16 protein-coding genes are annotated in these 16,601 nt (G+C 46.2%); all 16 read right to left on the bottom strand.

Translation table 11 applies throughout. The annotated features are described in order from the left end of the window. Positions 1 to 8: 8 nt before the first annotated feature. Complete coding sequence (locus R7Z50_RS12645) at positions 9 to 752, bottom strand: heme ABC transporter permease (RefSeq protein ID WP_005380513.1); 744 nt, start codon at positions 750 to 752, stop codon at positions 9 to 11. 109 nt (positions 753 to 861) lie between these two features. Next, positions 862 to 1,530, bottom strand: coding sequence for a heme exporter protein CcmB (gene ccmB, locus R7Z50_RS12640; protein WP_005380512.1), 669 nt, complete (start codon positions 1,528 to 1,530; stop codon positions 862 to 864). Position 1,531: 1 nt separating this feature from the next. Then, positions 1,532 to 2,149, bottom strand: coding sequence for a cytochrome c biogenesis heme-transporting ATPase CcmA (ccmA, locus tag R7Z50_RS12635; protein WP_064368701.1), 618 nt, complete (start codon positions 2,147 to 2,149; stop codon positions 1,532 to 1,534). A gap of 289 nt (positions 2,150 to 2,438) precedes the next feature. Beyond that, positions 2,439 to 2,933 (bottom strand): DUF2802 domain-containing protein, encoded by a 495-nt coding sequence (locus tag R7Z50_RS12630; RefSeq protein ID WP_025767176.1) that lies wholly within the window; start codon positions 2,931 to 2,933, stop codon positions 2,439 to 2,441. 13 nt (positions 2,934 to 2,946) lie between these two features. Next, positions 2,947 to 3,441 carry a chemotaxis protein CheW gene (locus tag R7Z50_RS12625; RefSeq protein WP_005380507.1) on the bottom strand — a complete coding sequence of 165 codons (495 nt, stop codon included), beginning with the start codon at positions 3,439 to 3,441 and terminating at the stop codon, positions 2,947 to 2,949. A gap of 35 nt (positions 3,442 to 3,476) precedes the next feature. Continuing rightward, positions 3,477 to 4,547: a chemotaxis protein CheW gene (locus tag R7Z50_RS12620; protein WP_318136413.1), complete on the bottom strand. Its 1,071-nt coding sequence runs from the start codon at positions 4,545 to 4,547 to the stop codon at positions 3,477 to 3,479. After that, a complete protein-coding gene (locus R7Z50_RS12615; protein WP_005380505.1) occupies positions 4,537 to 5,316 on the bottom strand; it encodes a ParA family protein in 780 nt (259 codons plus the stop codon). Before R7Z50_RS12615 ends, R7Z50_RS12620 begins: the two co-directional genes overlap by 11 nt. An 8-nt stretch (positions 5,317 to 5,324) precedes the next feature. After that, complete coding sequence (locus R7Z50_RS12610; protein ID WP_025767174.1) at positions 5,325 to 6,437, bottom strand: protein-glutamate methylesterase/protein-glutamine glutaminase; 1,113 nt, start codon at positions 6,435 to 6,437, stop codon at positions 5,325 to 5,327. Positions 6,438 to 6,466: 29 nt separating this feature from the next. Then, on the bottom strand, positions 6,467 to 8,701 hold the full coding sequence (locus tag R7Z50_RS12605) for a chemotaxis protein CheA (protein WP_213911038.1): 2,235 nt from the start codon (positions 8,699 to 8,701) through the stop codon (positions 6,467 to 6,469). A 9-nt stretch (positions 8,702 to 8,710) separates the two neighbouring features. Further along, positions 8,711 to 9,451 carry a protein phosphatase CheZ gene (locus tag R7Z50_RS12600; RefSeq protein ID WP_005380502.1) on the bottom strand — a complete coding sequence of 247 codons (741 nt, stop codon included), beginning with the start codon at positions 9,449 to 9,451 and terminating at the stop codon, positions 8,711 to 8,713. Positions 9,452 to 9,569: 118 nt separating this feature from the next. Continuing rightward, complete coding sequence (cheY, locus tag R7Z50_RS12595) at positions 9,570 to 9,938, bottom strand: chemotaxis response regulator CheY (protein WP_017635949.1); 369 nt, start codon at positions 9,936 to 9,938, stop codon at positions 9,570 to 9,572. Positions 9,939 to 9,983: 45 nt separating this feature from the next. Continuing rightward, positions 9,984 to 10,718 carry an RNA polymerase sigma factor FliA gene (locus R7Z50_RS12590; RefSeq protein WP_005380499.1) on the bottom strand — a complete coding sequence of 245 codons (735 nt, stop codon included), beginning with the start codon at positions 10,716 to 10,718 and terminating at the stop codon, positions 9,984 to 9,986. Beyond that, the gene (locus tag R7Z50_RS12585) at positions 10,711 to 11,598 is read right to left on the bottom strand and encodes a MinD/ParA family protein (RefSeq protein WP_005380498.1); all 888 of its coding nucleotides are present in this window, start codon (positions 11,596 to 11,598) and stop codon (positions 10,711 to 10,713) included. The genes R7Z50_RS12590 and R7Z50_RS12585 overlap by 8 nt, the downstream gene beginning before the upstream one ends. A gap of 14 nt (positions 11,599 to 11,612) precedes the next feature. Next, the gene (gene flhF, locus R7Z50_RS12580; RefSeq protein ID WP_064354227.1) at positions 11,613 to 13,130 is read right to left on the bottom strand and encodes a flagellar biosynthesis protein FlhF; all 1,518 of its coding nucleotides are present in this window, start codon (positions 13,128 to 13,130) and stop codon (positions 11,613 to 11,615) included. A 28-nt stretch (positions 13,131 to 13,158) separates the two neighbouring features. Then, complete coding sequence (gene flhA / locus R7Z50_RS12575; RefSeq protein WP_025998722.1) at positions 13,159 to 15,258, bottom strand: flagellar biosynthesis protein FlhA; 2,100 nt, start codon at positions 15,256 to 15,258, stop codon at positions 13,159 to 13,161. A 210-nt stretch (positions 15,259 to 15,468) separates the two neighbouring features. Further along, positions 15,469 to 16,599 carry a flagellar biosynthesis protein FlhB gene (gene flhB / locus R7Z50_RS12570; protein ID WP_005380490.1) on the bottom strand — a complete coding sequence of 377 codons (1,131 nt, stop codon included), beginning with the start codon at positions 16,597 to 16,599 and terminating at the stop codon, positions 15,469 to 15,471. Positions 16,600 to 16,601 lie beyond the last annotated feature (2 nt).

Here is a 16,601-nt window from a genome sequence, read left to right as displayed (position 1 = left end):
CAGTTACCTCACTGAGTTTGTTCTGTTGCGAGTTTGCGCACCCAAGGGCGGTGACTTTCTTTACTGATGATTTCGTTACGAAAACGGACCATCGTCACGGCACCAAAGAAGAACGCAAAGCCAAAGATGTTCAGCAATAACGGCCAAAGCATGTCGGATGAAATAGAAGGTTGTTCAAATTTCGTGATCGTCGCACCTTGATGAAGCGTGTTCCACCATTCCACGGAAAAGTGAATGATAGGTAGGTTTACTACGCCTACGATCGCTAAGATACCAGCGGCTTTTGCAGCGGTTTTTTGATCGTCAAACGCATGGTAGAGCGCAATCACACCAAGGTAGAGAAATAGCAGAATCAATTCAGATGTAAGACGGGCATCCCATACCCACCAAGTGCCCCACATAGGCTTGCCCCAAACAGCACCTGTAAGTAGAGCAATAAAAGTAAATACTGCACCAATCGGAGCCATCGCAAGTGCCGCCATATCAGATAGGCGAACTTGCCATACTAGGCCAATAAATGCAGCGATCGCCATCGACATATAAACGCCCATAGACCAAATAGCTGATGGGACATGAATGTAGATGATTCGGAAACTGTCACCTTGTTGGTAATCTGAAGGCGCAAATGCAAGCCCCCAAACCGTACCAACCGATAAGCATACGAGGGCCAATACAGAAAACCAAGGCAGAAACTTACCACTCAAACGATAAGCTGCTTCTGGCTTGGCATAAGGATGTAGCCATTTCCACATGTTTTGTTCTCACTCTTACTTCAGGGACACTGTCTAAAGGGTTGAGACCGTAGCAGTGCTTTAATAATAATTCTTTGATCAAGCGCCGCTTCATTGGCACTTTATTGAGTTAGTTGACACTAACTCGTAATGCGGCACTGATGGCAAAAGGCGTTAATGTCATCGCCCCCATTAGCATCGCACCTAAAATCGCTAGTTGACCGTTATACGCCATACCGAGTGCGGCAGCATCAATTGCCGATGTTGCGAAAATCAAAATTGGGATGTAGAGCGGAAGAATAAGCAAACTCAAAAGAACGCCACCCTTTTGCAACCCAACAGTCAACGCCACACCAATGGCGCCAATAAAACTTAGTGTTGGTGTACCGATCATCAAGGTTAATACAACCGATAGCCAAGTATTGAAGTCGAGCGAAAGTAAAACCGCCAATAATGGGCTAATTAAAATCAGAGGTAACCCTGTTAACAACCAATGTGCTATGACCTTTGAAACCACTACAAGTTGCAATGGAATCGGCATTAGCATCATTTGTTCTAGTGCACCGTCTTGAAAATCATCACGAAATAGACGCTCTAATGATAATAAGGCGGACAGCAATGCGGCAACCCAAACGATGCCCGCTGCAATACGTGCTAACAAATTAGGCTCTGGTCCAATACTCAGAGGAAAGAGAGTAATGACAATAATAAAGAACCACAGCGGGTTCAGAATGTCTGCCTGACGGCGAAATGCGATTAGGAGCTCACGACGAATGATGGTGGTCATCGAGGAAATCATATCAGTCACCCAGCTTTATTTTTCTAAGTTTCGGGCTGTCCGCAAACATATCTTGATGCGTCGTCAACACAACAATACCGCCATTATCAACATGACTTGCGAACAAAGATTCAAGCACCTTGACACCTTGCTTATCAATGGCAGTCAACGGCTCATCTAAGATCCATAAAATTTGCTTACTGAGCCATAACCTTGCCAATGCGACTCGTCGTTGCTGACCTGCGGAAAGTTGTGCTACAGGCACATCTTCTCGACCAGCTAATCCTACTTGAGTCAAAGCGATAAAGATTTCTTCGTCTGAAGAGCGATTATTTTGAATAGATTGATAAAAACGTAAGTTTTCTAATGCGGTAAGCTCTCGCTTCACTCCTGTTTGATGTCCTAAGAAAAGCAGATCTTGATGGAAAACATCACGAGATTTTTCAACCTCTTCTCCTTTCCATTTAATGACACCTTCTTCTCTATCACCTAACCCTGTCACAATCCGTAGCAATGTAGTTTTACCAGTACCATTACGCCCTTCGATCTGGACCAATTCACCAGGCTTAATTTCAAACTGCAGGTTTTCAAACAGAACCCTTTCATCACGGATTGCTGTCAGGTTAGACACTTCTAACATAGAGCTTCAACTAAAAAATGAACGAGCCGCTATATTAGCACAGCTTAGTTATGACAAAACAGGATAAGAGGGCTAGGTTACATGTAAGTTCATGTATTTTTGTTAATTAATCATCACACTTTAATAAAATTAACTATAAGTAGTTATAAGCGCTCATTTTGAATTTGAGAGGCCAGAACTAAGAGCAAGATCGACTGAAGGTTGTCTAGGGTTGTATTTAAGAAGAGCATTAGAGGCTAAAAACAAAAAAAGAGGCGTAATAACGCCTCTTTTTTTCGCTTGATAACCTTTAGCGTCGACGACGTCCACGCGTTGGATATTCTGAGTCATCTGATGGCTGACCACTTAATGGTGGAATCTTCTCTTTCCCCGCCAGTTTCTTCTGCAGTGAAAGCATCAACTCAGCTTCGGCTTTTGGTAGTTCGCACTCTTCAATCAGCTCGTTGATATCAGCGCCAAGCTGTACCATTTTAGAAGCGCGACTGTACAAGCGACCATCAGTATCAGCGTGTTCGAGTTCGCGAATTCTCTCGTTTAAGTGCTGAATAATGTCTTGTTGCTCGGTCACTTTTTGTCCAAGACCAACAACAACCGAGCGCACTTCGAGTAACTGCTTACTCAACTTTTGCACTTCTTTATCTGCGTGTCGAGATTGAGCTCGTTGTTGATCTAACTGCTTTTGTAACCCCGAGCGAATCCGCAGTTGCAAAACAACCAATACTAACACGATAAATGCGACGCCACCCGCAAGGAATGGAGCAGATAAAAGAGTCTCTTCAGCCATCATCATTCAGCCATTAAAGGTGAGCCATCTCGTCCCACTCGTCATCTGTTAGCAGCTTGTTCAAATCCACAAGGATAAGAAGCTTGCCGTCACGGTTGCTCACACCCTGGATGAACTTCGCACTCTCGTCGGTACCAACTGAAGGCGTCGTATCAATTTCAGAAGAACGCAGATAAACAACTTCTGCCACGCTATCTACTAAGATACCAATCACTTGACGCTCAGACTCGATCACAATAATACGAGTGTTGTCAGTGACTTCGCCTTCCATCAGGCCAAAACGTGAACGTGTATCGATAACAGTAACTACATTACCGCGTAGGTTGATGATACCAAGTACATAATCTGGTGCACCTGGAACAGGGGCAATTTCAGTATAACGAAGTACTTCACGAACTTGCATTACGTTGATGCCGTACGTTTCTTCTTCTAGCTGGAACGTCACCCACTGAAGAACTTCGTCATTCGATGCATCTTTCTTCACTTCTACTTCAAAAGCTTGAGACATAGTTAATCCTCGTTAATGTCGTTCCCGACTTAAATCTAATTCAGTGATTTGACATCTAAACCGGCGTTTAGCATGTCAATGAGCGCCTGGACATGAATTAAGGCACACATTTTTTCTTTTACCATGCCCGCTAGCCAAGGGCGTTTACCCGCCTGCTCACGCCAGCGAACCTTGTCGATATTAAGCGTTTCAGTCCCCATTAATTGGTTACTGGCCAACCCCCACATGCTCTCACCAAGCATGACGACATATTGGTAGTTATCTTTATAGCTATCATCACGAAGCTTATCTGCCATCACCCATTTCGCGGTATCGACGACATCAAACTGTTGCTCGCGATTTGTTTGTAGCCCCAAATACCAGGCGGGTTTTCCTATCAAATGGTTAAGCTCGCTAATGCGATGAATACCACCTAACTCATCAAGAGGTACAGCAAACGTGACACCATTCACATCAAAGTAAAGAACTTGGAAGTCCTCACTTCGCTTCGTACTCTCCCAGGCCGTTGGTATATCGGAATCTGCTTGTGTTTCGAGTTCAGTATCGACGTTCGATTCTATATTGATACTTTGTTCGATCACTGCGTGAGGTTCATCCACCTCTGGTTGAGCTTCTTCAAAAACTGGCTCATCAATCACCCAGTCCTGTATTTCCTCAACACCCTGAAGCTCAGGCACCTCACTAAAGGTTTGTACCTCAGGCTCAGCCGCTTTTATCTCTGCTGCAATATCAATCGTATTTTGTTCAAGAATACTATCAATATCCAACTCAGCCACTGGGTTGCTTGCTTCAAGCTGACTTAATAGCCTTTGAACATCTTCCAGGTTTGGAGCTTCCAACTCTGGCGGATATGTTTCTTGAAACTGGTACGTTTCTGGCTCCGAGTATTGTAGCTGCAATTCTGGCTCTGGCTCTGGCTCTGGCTCTGGCTCTGGCTCTGGCTCTGGCTCTGGCTCTGGCTCTGGCTCTGGCTCTGCAGATGATACCTCTTGAGCCAACAGGTCAAGGTCTTCCTCAAGAGTCGTTATTTCAGTTTCATCATCCAGTAATGCATTAAAGTAGTCATCAAGTGCTTGTTCACTGGACAGCACATCATTACTGCTCATCGAACGCCAACCTCTCCAGGTAAATCAGTAGCTGTTTATAGGCAAACACACCACGGCTACCAGATGCAAAATGCGAAGCTGGCAAGTGCTTTAAACTGGCATCGCGGAACTTGGTATCAATAGGCACCGCTGAGGTCCACACTTGATTTGGGTAATCTTTTTTCAGTTGCATCAATGTCTGCAATGACGCTTTCGTGCGCTTATCGTACATGGTTGGGACGATAGTCACTTTGAAACCGCCCGGGCGAGATTTTTGCATAATGGTTAGCGTACGCATCATGCGCTCTAGACCTTTCATTGCCAAAAACTCTGTTTGAACAGGAATCAAAATTCGGTCACTGGCTGCCAACGCGTTCACCATCATCACGCCAAGGATTGGCGGACAGTCAATCAACACATAGTCATAGTCTTGTGAGACAGTTTGCAGCGCCCGTTTTAAGATTAATCCCATACCACTGCGATTACCCATTACGCGATCAAGCGTGGCAAGGGACATATGCGCGGGAATGATATCCATTCCTTCCAGCTCTGTTTCTAAAATCAACGGTTTAACCGTCTCACGAGAAAACGTCTTCAACTGGAATAAATCAAATAGGCTCGAAGTTACTGCATCAGGATCATAACCGAGATAAGTAGTCAGTGAGGCGTGAGGATCAGTATCAACCATCAATACTCGATGGCCTTTCTGGCTCAATAAGCCCGCCAATGTCACTGTTGAGGTGGTTTTACCCACGCCTCCTTTCTGGTTAGCTACACTCCAAACAATCATGATGAATCCTAAGCTAGGCCAACTTCCACCAACATGCGTTCAGCGATGCGGTCAAGCGGTAAATCTTCTGAAGAAATGCCTGCTTTAGCAACCGCTTGGGGCATGCCATAAACAACACAACTTTCTTCATCTTGTGCCCAAATAGTTGAGCCTGCAGACTTCAACATGCGAGCGCCCTCACGACCGTCTGCACCCATGCCTGTCAACACTAAAGAGAGCACTTTGTCGCCATATACTTTTGCGGCAGAACCAAAAGTCACATCCACACATGGTTTGTAGTTCATGCGATCGCCGCCATCAATAATGCGAAGACGAGCAGCGCCCGCTCGTCCATCCACCATCATTTGTTTCCCACCTGGTGCAAGGTATGCCACACCGGGCTGTAACACATCGCCATCTTGTGCTTCTTTCACTTGAATCTTACACAAGGTGTTCAAACGACTGGCAAACGCAGCAGTAAACGTTGCTGGCATGTGTTGAATCAATACAATCGGATGCGGATAGTTCATCGGCAAGCGCGTCAGAATTTTTTGTAGAGCAACGGGGCCACCTGTTGATGTGCCAATTGCCGTCAGTTGATACTTCTTACCAGAAGCACGGTACTTTGTCGCAGCAGGTCGAGTTGGTGTTGGAGTCACAGGTGAAGCCGTTCTTGAACCTAATGATCGAGTAGTCGTGCTGGTACTCGCTGTTGGGCGAGCGATAGGTCGACGCATGAAAGCGCGCTTTGAGGCAATCTGAATCACACGCTGTTGAAGTAATGACACCGCTTCTTCACGGTTACGCGCAATGTCCTCAAACTTTTTCGGTAAGAAGTCCAATGCGCCCGCATCTAGCGCATCAAGCGTAGCTTTCGCCCCGTCGTGGGTCAGGGACGAAAACATTAGAATTGGCGTTGGAGCAGCGGCCATTATTTCACGTACAGCTGTAATGCCATCCATCACTGGCATTTCAATATCCATCGTGATGACGTCAGGTTTGAGAGATTTGGCTTTCTCAACCGCCTCTCTACCATTTACCGCAACGTCAATCACTTCTAGGCGCGATTCTGAGTTGATGATTTCGCTCACGCGACGTCGGAAAAAACTCGAATCATCAACGACTAGTACTTTAATCGCCATCTTATTCCTTTTAATAACGTCAGCTTTGCTTAAAGGCGTGAAGCCGCAGCATATCGCTTAAGTAAATCAGGCACATCTAGAATTAATGCAATATGGCCATCGCTAGTAATTGTCGCACCAGCCATACCTGGAGTGCCCTGTAATAGATTATCGAGTGGCTTAATAACCACTTCTTCTTGACCAATAAGCGTATCCACAACAAAACCAACGCGCTGGTTACCAATCTGTACAATCACCACGTGACCGTGACCAGTACGCTCTTGGACGTTTTGCGATTTGGATGCCAACCAGTTTTGTAAGTAAAATAGTGGGATAGATTTCTCACGCACAATAATCGTCAGCTGACCATCTACCACGTTTGTACGACTAAGATCCAAGTGGAAAATTTCACTCACCGAAGCCAGTGGTAGAGCAAAAGGGTGACCGCCAACACCAACCATCAGAGTCGGTAAAATCGCTAATGTTAGTGGTACTTTGATCGTAATCTTAGTGCCCTTGCCTAGCTCAGAATCGATATCGATTGAACCGTTTAAGGTATTGATCGCCGTCTTAACCACGTCCATACCCACACCACGACCAGAAATGTCAGAAATTTTATCTTTACTTGAGAAGCCAGGTGCGAAGATAAGGTTGAAGCACTCTTTATCTGTTAAACGTGCCGCCGCATCTTCATCCATCATGCCACGCTTCACCGCGATGCCACGCAGTTTGTTCGGGTCCATACCGCCACCATCATCTACGATGGATAGTTCAATATGGTCCCCTTCTTGCGATGCTGACAAAATCACTTTACCTGTGCGTGATTTGCCTGCCTTCGCGCGTGCGTCTGGCATTTCAATACCGTGATCAACCGAGTTACGCACCAAGTGAATCAACGGATCGGCCAATGCTTCTACAAGGTTTTTATCGAGATCGGTTTCTTCACCGCGCATTTCTAGCACGATGTCTTTATTTAGGTTACGAGCCAAGTCACGGACAACGCGTGGGAAACGGCCAAACACTTTCTTAATTGGCTGCATACGCGTTTTCATTACCGCGCCTTGTAGATCCGCAGTTACCACATCAAGGTTAGCGACCGCTTTGGACATCTCTTCGTTGTCGCTATTCAAACCAAGGCTTAGTAGACGGTTACGCACCAATACGAGCTCACCCACCATGTTCATGATGGTATCAAGCGTCGAGGTATCAACACGAACGGTTGCTTCAGCCTGAGGTTTTTTAACCGCTGGTGCTTTGGCTTCTTCTTTTACCGCGACTGGTTTAGATTCTGGCTTTGGTGCTGGCGCTGCTTGAACAGGTGCTGGCTTAGCAACAGGCTCAGGTTTCGCAGGGCTTTGCTCTACGTTTGCTGAAGCAGGCTTCGTTGCCATGTCCAATTCTTCTAGCGTTGGACCTTTACCTGAACCATGTAGCTCATCGAGTAACTTTTCGAACTCTTCGTCCGTCATTAAGTCACTGTCTTGATTTGATGAAGATGCCACTGGAGCGGAAGGCTCTGCCGCTTTAGGTGGCTCTACTGGTACAGATGCAGCAGCCTCTGCCGTAGAAGGGCTTTTTCCTACACCGTGCAGTTCATCGAGTAAACGTTCAAACTCATCATCAGTGATATCACCACTTTCAACTGATGGTGCACTCGATTGAGGCGGTTCAGATGGCGTTGTAGGTGTCGCAGACATTGAGGTGCCTGGCGCTGAACCTTTACCATGAAGCTCATCAAGTAGCTTTTCGAATTCGTCTTGGGTAATTTCATCAACAGAGCCGACACTTGATGGTGCTGACGGCGCAGCAGGTTCTTCGATGATAGGCTCGGGAATAATAGGCTCTGGAGTAGCCACTGGTTCTTCAACTACGGTTGCCGCTACTTCATCTTCTGACTCAGGTTTGCATAGACGATGAAGTTCTTCAAGAAGCTCAGGGTCCGCAGCTTCTAACGGCTCACGATCTTGAACAGCCTGGAACTGGGTATTAACCGTATCCAAGGCTTTTAGCATCGTATCCATTAAGTTTTGCGTTACCGTGCGTTGACCGTTTCGTAAAACGTCGAACACGTTCTCCGCACCATGACAAGTATCGACTAGCTCTGCCAATGAAAGGAAGCCGGCACCGCCTTTTACGGTATGAAACCCGCGGAAAATAGCATTAAGTAAGTCTTTGTCTTCTGGGTTATTTTCCAATTCAACCAACTGCTCAGAAAGCAGCTCGAGAATTTCCCCAGCCTCAATGAGAAAGTCCTGAAGAATATCTTCGTCTAAATCGTAGCTCATACGTTACCTTTAAAATCCAAGACTGGACAACAAGTCATCGACTTCGTCCTGCGATGAAACCGCATCTTCTCTCAGTTCTGGATGAAGAATCGGGCCTTCGGCTTCGCTTGTTTGTGTATTCTTTTTATCTGCCGGTTCTGACAAAACTTGAATGTGTTCTTCAAGTTTATTTCCAGAGAATACGGTTAGGATTTCCACTAAGCGGCCTTCAACTTCATTAACCAATGTAATTACGCGGCGAATGATTTGGCCAGTTAGGTCTTGGAAGTCTTGCGCCATGAGAATTTCGGTCAATTGGCCGCGCAATTCAGTGCTGTCACCTTCGACTTGCACTAATAGCCCGTCGATTCGGTGGCACAGTGCTTTAAATTCGCTTAATTCTATGCGCCCGTGCATGAGTTCATTCCATTGAGGACGAACTTTTAGAAGGCAATCATGCAGGTTGTCAGCGATAGGAAGGCAGCAGTCGACCGCATCCATTGTTTTGTTGGCTGCAAGCTCTGTCTTCTCGATCACATAATTGAGACGATCCCTAGCGTTAGGGATTTCGTCTTTCGCAATTTCGGTCATGCGCTGATCGAGACTGAACTGCTTGAGTGATTCGTGAAGGTCTCGAGTTAACGCTCCAATTTCTTGCAGCATTGGGTTATCGGCACCTTCGTAGATCGAGGCAACAAGCATATTGGCTTGGTCTTGTTCCCCGTTTTCTAGCATTTGAACGAGTGACTTCGCCTGCTCTAGTGAGATCATTCTGAATAGACCCTTTTACGTTTAGTTCTTCTTATCACTTTGAAAACGCTAAACGAGTCATTTAATAGGTATTTAATAATTGGTATGAATGACTCGAATAACAAAGAGAAAGAGAGAGTTATAAACGCTCGAAAATTTTATCTAATTTTTCTTTTAATGTTGCAGCAGTAAATGGCTTAACAATGTAGCCGTTTACACCTGCTTGAGCAGCTTCAATGATCTGCTCACGCTTCGCTTCAGCCGTGATCATTAGAACTGGCAGATGCTTAAGTTCTGCATCCGCGCGGATGTGTTTAAGCAAATCGATGCCTTGCATACCTGGCATGTTCCAGTCAGTTACAACAAAATCGAAGTCACCTTTTTTCAGCATTGGTAATGCGGTTAAACCATCGTCCGCTTCTTGAGTGTTATTGAAACCCAAGTCACGAAGCAGGTTTTTAACAATACGGCGCATTGTTGAGAAATCATCAACAATAAGGATCTTCATGTTTTTATTCAAAATTGCCTCCACTGAATCGTAAAATCAGTGTTTTTAGTCATTTTGTGTCCACGCACTGAGCTTGGTACGTAAACGTTGCATCGCTTGACTCAGTATTTGACTTACGCGAGATTCGCTTACGCCTAACACATCGCCAATTTCTTTCAAATTGAGTTCTTCATCATAATAAAGCGAAAGAACCAAAGCTTCACGCTCTGGAAGCTGTTTTATTGATTCAACCAGTGCTTTTCGAAATGATTCATCAACTACCCCTTTGAATGGGTTGCTGTCATCGGTTTCATCCGCCGGTGAAATCACATCATCAGAAACGCCTAAATCTTCAATACCGACTAATTTTGAGCAGTTGATATCGGTAAGAGCACTATGATATTGATCCAGTGTCATACCGAGATGCGTGGCTACTTCAGAATCAGTAGGATCTCGATTTAATTCGCCTTCCAGCTCCGCAATCGCTTGGTTAATCTCTCGATTATTTTTATGAACAGAACGCGGTACCCAATCGCCTTTACGCATGTCATCTAACATTGCGCCACGAATACGGATACCTGCATAAGTTTCAAAGCTCGCACCTTTAGAACCATCATAATTCTGCTGAGCTTCGATAAGACCGATCATGCCGGCCTGAATTAAATCCTCTACCTGAACACTCGGCGGTAAACGGCCTAGTAGGTGGTGAGCAATGCGCTTAACCAACACTGAATAACGTTCAATGAACGCCTGCTGGCTATTAAATTTGCCATGTTGGTCATAGGTTATCGCTTTATTCACCAAAAGGGTCCTCTGCGAATTCGGTACGATTTAGCAACCTTTCCACAAAAAATTCCAAGTGTCCACTTGGTGTTTTCGGTAGTGGCCACGTCAACGCTTTGTTTGCTAGTGAGCTGATAGCTAAAGCGGCAGGCGAGCGTGGGAACGCATCAACGACAATTTTTTGTCTTTTTACAGCCTGTCGTACTTTATCATCTAATGGAATACATGCTACGAGTTCAAGGCTAACATTCAAGAATCGCTCTGTGACTAGTGTCAACTTTGCAAACAATTCTCGCCCTTCACGGTAGCTTCTGACCATATTTGCTACAACTTTAAAGCGTTGAACTTGGTGTTCTTTACTCAACAGCTTGATTAATGCATAGGCATCTGTGATTGACGTCGGTTCATCACACACAACTACAACCACATCTTGAGCTGCTCGCGAAAAACTGATTACCATGTCAGAGATACCAGCAGCGGTATCAATCAGCAGGACATCCATTTCGTCTTCAAGACTACCAAATGCTCGAATGAGTCCAGCATGCTGAGCGTGAGAAAGCTCTGTCATGCTCTGTGTGCCAGAAGTTGCAGGAATTATCTTTATACCATAAGGCCCTTCGACAATCGCATCTTTTAGCTCACATTCACCCGCTAAGACATGTCCTAGATTACGTTTTGCACGAATTCCGAGCATCACGTCCACATTGGCCAGACCTAAATCAGCGTCGAGAACCATCACCTTCTTGCCTTGGCGAGCCATACAAATCGCCAGACCCAGTGTTACGTTTGATTTCCCCACACCACCTTTGCCGCCAGTAACAGCAATCACTTTGGTCAACGATGGTTGTGTTAAGCGACGGAGGCCGCTTGCTTGATCGTGTATCATATTCTCAGTCATAGTAGTCCGCCGCCTTAGAGTCCTTCACTGTCACTGTTCCAAAAGTGAGGTTCGTTCTCTGTCGACTTCTCTAACAGTTCATTTGCTTTCGCAAGCATATATTTTGGTTGCGCTATCACAATGTCTTCTGGTACGCGTTGACCATTAGCGATGTAAGCTACTGGCATTGCGTTTTGAATCACTACACTGATGAATTCGCCTAGGCTTAATGACTCATCAAGCTTCGTCATAATACAACCCGAAAGTGGTATACGTCGGAAGTGATCCAGCGTTTCTTGTAGAACACGACGTTGTGCGGTAGCCGGCAAAACAAGGTAGCTGTGAATCACTTCCCCGCTCTCTTGCATTAGAGTGTCGAGCTGCTCGGAAAGCCTCACATCTCGTTGCCCCATCCCTGCCGTATCGACCAAAATCAGTCTTCTGTTTCTTAGCTGATATATAACATCGGCTAACTCGTTAGAATCTTTAGCAACTCTTACGGGACAACCCATGATTCTTCCATAAATTGAGAGCTGCTCATGTGCACCTATGCGATATGTATCTGTTGTCACAAGGGCCACATTGTCGGCACCGTATTCCATGGCTGCGCGTGCTGCGAGTTTCGCTACGGTTGTTGTTTTCCCAACCCCCGTCGGACCCAACAATGCGACTACGCCACCACGTTTTAAAATGTCCTGTTTAGGAATATTGATTTGATCCGCCACCAGCGACAATAACGCTTTCCACGCTCGCGCTGGCTTTGTATCTTCCGGGATATAACAGGCCATCTGGTCTGCTAACTCCGGAGAAACGCCCATTCGCTCTAAGCGCTTAATCAGCATCGCTCTTAGCGGCTCACGGCGTTCTACTTCTTGCCACATCAGGCCAGAAACTTGGTGCTCCAACAGACGACGAATTGACGTCATCTCTTCGCGCATGCTTTCTAGCTCATCGGCCGATTCGCCACGCTCATCGCTTGGGCGACGTCGGTCATAGCGCGTCGGGTCCAGCTTGGGCGTCGGACGTTCAAATCGATTGTCCTGTGCGATTAGCTTCGCCAAAGGTGAATCTGGTTGATATGGCGCTGGCTTTTCTTGGTTGTAGCCGTCGCGATGCTTATTTTGGCGTTGCAGCAAAGCCGAGAGCGAATCTTCATTTTCCGCTACGTGGTCGTCAGCATCTGCTGCACCACCGCTATATTGCTTAAGCATATTAGCGAATCGCTGCGTCATTGAGCCTGTTTTTTCATTGTTACTGTTATTACTGTTCAGGCTAATTTTATCTTCATCTAAATGACGATCTTGGTAACGATCAGCAGAAGACGATGACATTTGACGATGTTCGTTATAGCGATTCGATTGAGAAGCACCGCGATTTTGCTGTGACGCTGCGCTTGCTTGAGACGGATTAGATTCACTATCTATCGCCGCAACAATCGCTACTCCACCAGCCACTTTCTTGTTTGACATGATCACCGCTTCCGCGCCTAACTCCTCTTTCACTTGGAGCAGCGCCGTTCTCATGTCTTTGGCAAAAAATCGCTTTATTTTCAAACTATGAATCCATTAATGATGCGTGAGATCAGTTACCCACGGCTTGCACAATTCTGATCTGTTTTTCATCCGGGATTTCTTGGTAAGACAGTACCCGGAGATTAGGTATTGTGTTCTTCACAAATTTCGCCAACGTCGAGCGTAATACACCAGAAGTAAGCAGAACGGCAGGTTCGCCTTTCAGTTCTTGTTCCTGTGTCGCTTGGCTTAGTGAAGATTGCAATCGCTCAGCGAGTCCCGGTTCAATCCCCGCGGATTCGCCTCCTGATGCTTGCATAGTTTGATGCAATATTTGTTCCAGTTCGGGGATCAAAGTAATCACTGGTAACTCAGGCTCTATACCATTGATTTCTTGAACAATTAGACGTTTAAGACTAATTCGAACTGCTGCCGTCAATATGTCAGCTTCTTGACTCTTACTTGAGTACTCAGCCAAAGTTTGAACAATCGTGCGAATATCGCGGATTGGAATGGCCTCGTTTAACAAGTTTTGTAGGACTTTCACCACCACACCTAATGGTAATTGGTCAGGAACAAAGTTCTCGACCAACTTAGGCGCGCTGCGTCCCAACATTTCTAATAAATTCTCTACTTCTTCATGACCAATTAGCTGTGACGCGTTGTTGGTCAATAGCTGGCTCAGGTGCGTCGCTAATACCGTTGATGAATCAACAACCGTATAACCCAGAGCCTGCGCGTGCTCACGCTGATCTTCTCGGATCCATACGGCTTCCAGTCCAAAAGCAGGGTCAATGGTTGGCTCACCATCAATCATGCCATACACCTGACCTGGGTTAATCGCTAGCTCTTGATCCGGACGAATCTCTGCTTCGCCCACCGCAACCCCCATCAATGTAATTCGGTAACTGTTTGGGGTCAGCTCAAGATTGTCACGAATATGAACCGCTGGAATTAGGAACCCAAAATCTTGCGATAACTTTTTACGCACGCCTTTTACGCGCTCTAACAGTTCCCCACCTTGGTCTCTGTCCACCAAAGGGATTAAGCGATAACCGACTTCCAAGCCAATAATATCGACTGGCTGGACGTCATCCCAAGACAGTTCGCGCTGTGAGGAAGGTTCTGTACCTTCGTCTGCTGTTGCTGGTAAAGCGGGCTCTTTCGCTTTCTGCTTCTGCCGTTTGTCGATGAAATATGCCGCTGCACCGGCCGCGACTGCCAGGCTCAAAAACGCAAAGTGTGGCATGCCCGGTACGATGCCCATCACACCAAGAATAGCCGCAGTAATCATCAGCGCTTTTGGGTTGTCGAACATCTGGAAGACCAGTTGTTCCCCCATGTCTTCATCGGTGTTTTGGCGCGTCACCATCATTGCCGCTGCAATCGACAGCAATAGCGATGGGATTTGTGCGACCAAACCATCACCGATTGTCAGTAAGGTATAGATTTCAATCGCTTCACCGAAACCCAATCCATACTGCGCCATACCGATCGACAGACCGCCGACGATGTTGATAAACAGAATCAAAATACCGGCAATCGCGTCACCTTTTACGAACTTCGAGGCACCATCCATCGAGCCATAGAAATCCGCTTCTTTGGTCACTTCAAAACGACGAACTCTTGCCTGCTCTTGGTCTATCAATCCGGCATTCAAGTCGGCATCAATCGCCATTTGCTTACCCGGCAACGCATCAAGCGTAAAGCGAGCACTTACCTCAGAGATACGACCCGCACCTTTGGTCACCACCATAAAGTTGATGATCATTAAGATGAGGAAAACCACTAGGCCGACCGCGTAGTTACCACCAATAACGACGTTACCGAACGCCTCAATTACGTTACCTGCCGCATTACCGCCTTCATGACCATGCAGTAAGACGACACGAGTCGAGGCAACGTTCAAAGCCAAGCGGAGCAACGTGGCGATCAGCAATACCGTTGGAAAAGCAGCGAAGTCCAAAGGGCGACGTGTGTAAACGGTCACTAACAACACCACCATCGACAGCGCGATGTTAAAGGTGAAGAACATATCCAGCAAAAATGCTGGAATCGGCAGTACCACCATCGCTAGGGTGGCCAAAACCATCACCGGAGCACCAATAGCTGGCATTTCACGTTGAGGGATTCGTGGCAATTTATCTGCAAACGGCAGGCTTAACTTCATACTGCGAGAGATCTCAATCGATTGAAGCGTCACGTAAGCTCTTACTATTAATACGCGACCGCTTTAGCCTAAAAGTTTAGGTAGGGTTGATAATTAAAGCGTTTTAAGCAATCTATGTACCATAATTAGCGCCAAAATAATGACTAAACACTCAAATAGAGCTTAGCTTTTGATCAAACGAGCTTTTTTAAGGCTTTACCGCTTTTCGTATCAATGACGGTGCTCGGGCGGGATTGGCAAATCATAATCTTGAATTTTCGGGCGCTGTCCACCTCGTTTTCGGTATTGCTTCAATTGGAATACAAATGCCAAAACCTGAGCGACGGCAGTAAATAACCCATCGGGGATCTCTTGCTCGAGCTCTGTCGTGTGGTACAACGCACGAGCCAAAGGTGGTGCGGGCACAATCGTAATGTCATGTTCGCGTGCGACTTCTCGAATCTTCATCGCCATGTGGTCAGTACCTTTAGCGATCACGACTGGCGCACGGTCTGTCTTCTGCTTATAACGAAGCGCTACCGAGAAGTGCTCTGGGTTAGTAACAATAACATCAGCTTGAGGAACATCCGCCATCATTCGACGTTGAGCCGCTTCCCTTTGCAACATACGAATACGGCCTTTCACTTCCGGCTTACCTTCAGTCTCTTTGTATTCGTCTTTGACTTCTTGCTTGGTCATTTTTAACTGATCAGCGTGCTGCCAGATTTGAAATGGAATATCGATGGCAACCACAATCAATAGCGAGCAACTGATCAGCAAAATAAAGTTCAGCAAAATATCTAAAGCATGGAAGATGTTTTGCGGATACACATCCATGCTCAATTGAATCAGATCGGCCTGTGATGCTTGGATCAAATAGATGGCGACACCGGTGACCAGAACCACTTTAAGGATTGATTTGATCAACTCTACCCAGCTTTGCATTCCAACCATTCGCTTTAAGCCGCTAAGCGGATTCATTTTCGACAGCTTGGGCATGGCTGCTTGGGCAGAAAAACTGATTCCTCCCACACCTGCTGCTCCAATCATGGCGGCGGTAAACAATGTCGCTAACACCAAAAATAGTGGGAACAACAAATCACTCATCGCGCCCAAAGCGATATCAAACAGTTTTGCAGTATCGAAAATCTCTTCTCGTTGAAGATCAAATAAACGGCTCATGATGGAAAACAATGAACGTGCTAACGCCTCTCCAAACCACATCAATGAAATGGCGCCAACGATCAGCACAGATGCTGATGCGAGCTCTTTAGATCGAGCGACCTGCCCCTTTTCTCTGGCTTGTTGTAACCGTCGAGGCGTGGCTTCTTCGGTGCGTTCCTGACCGTCTGATTCTGCCAAAT

Source organism: Vibrio sp. 1249-1, assembly GCF_033340495.1.
The sequence above is the reverse complement of the archived record's forward strand: the minus strand, read 5'-3'. Positions and strand labels throughout refer to the sequence as shown.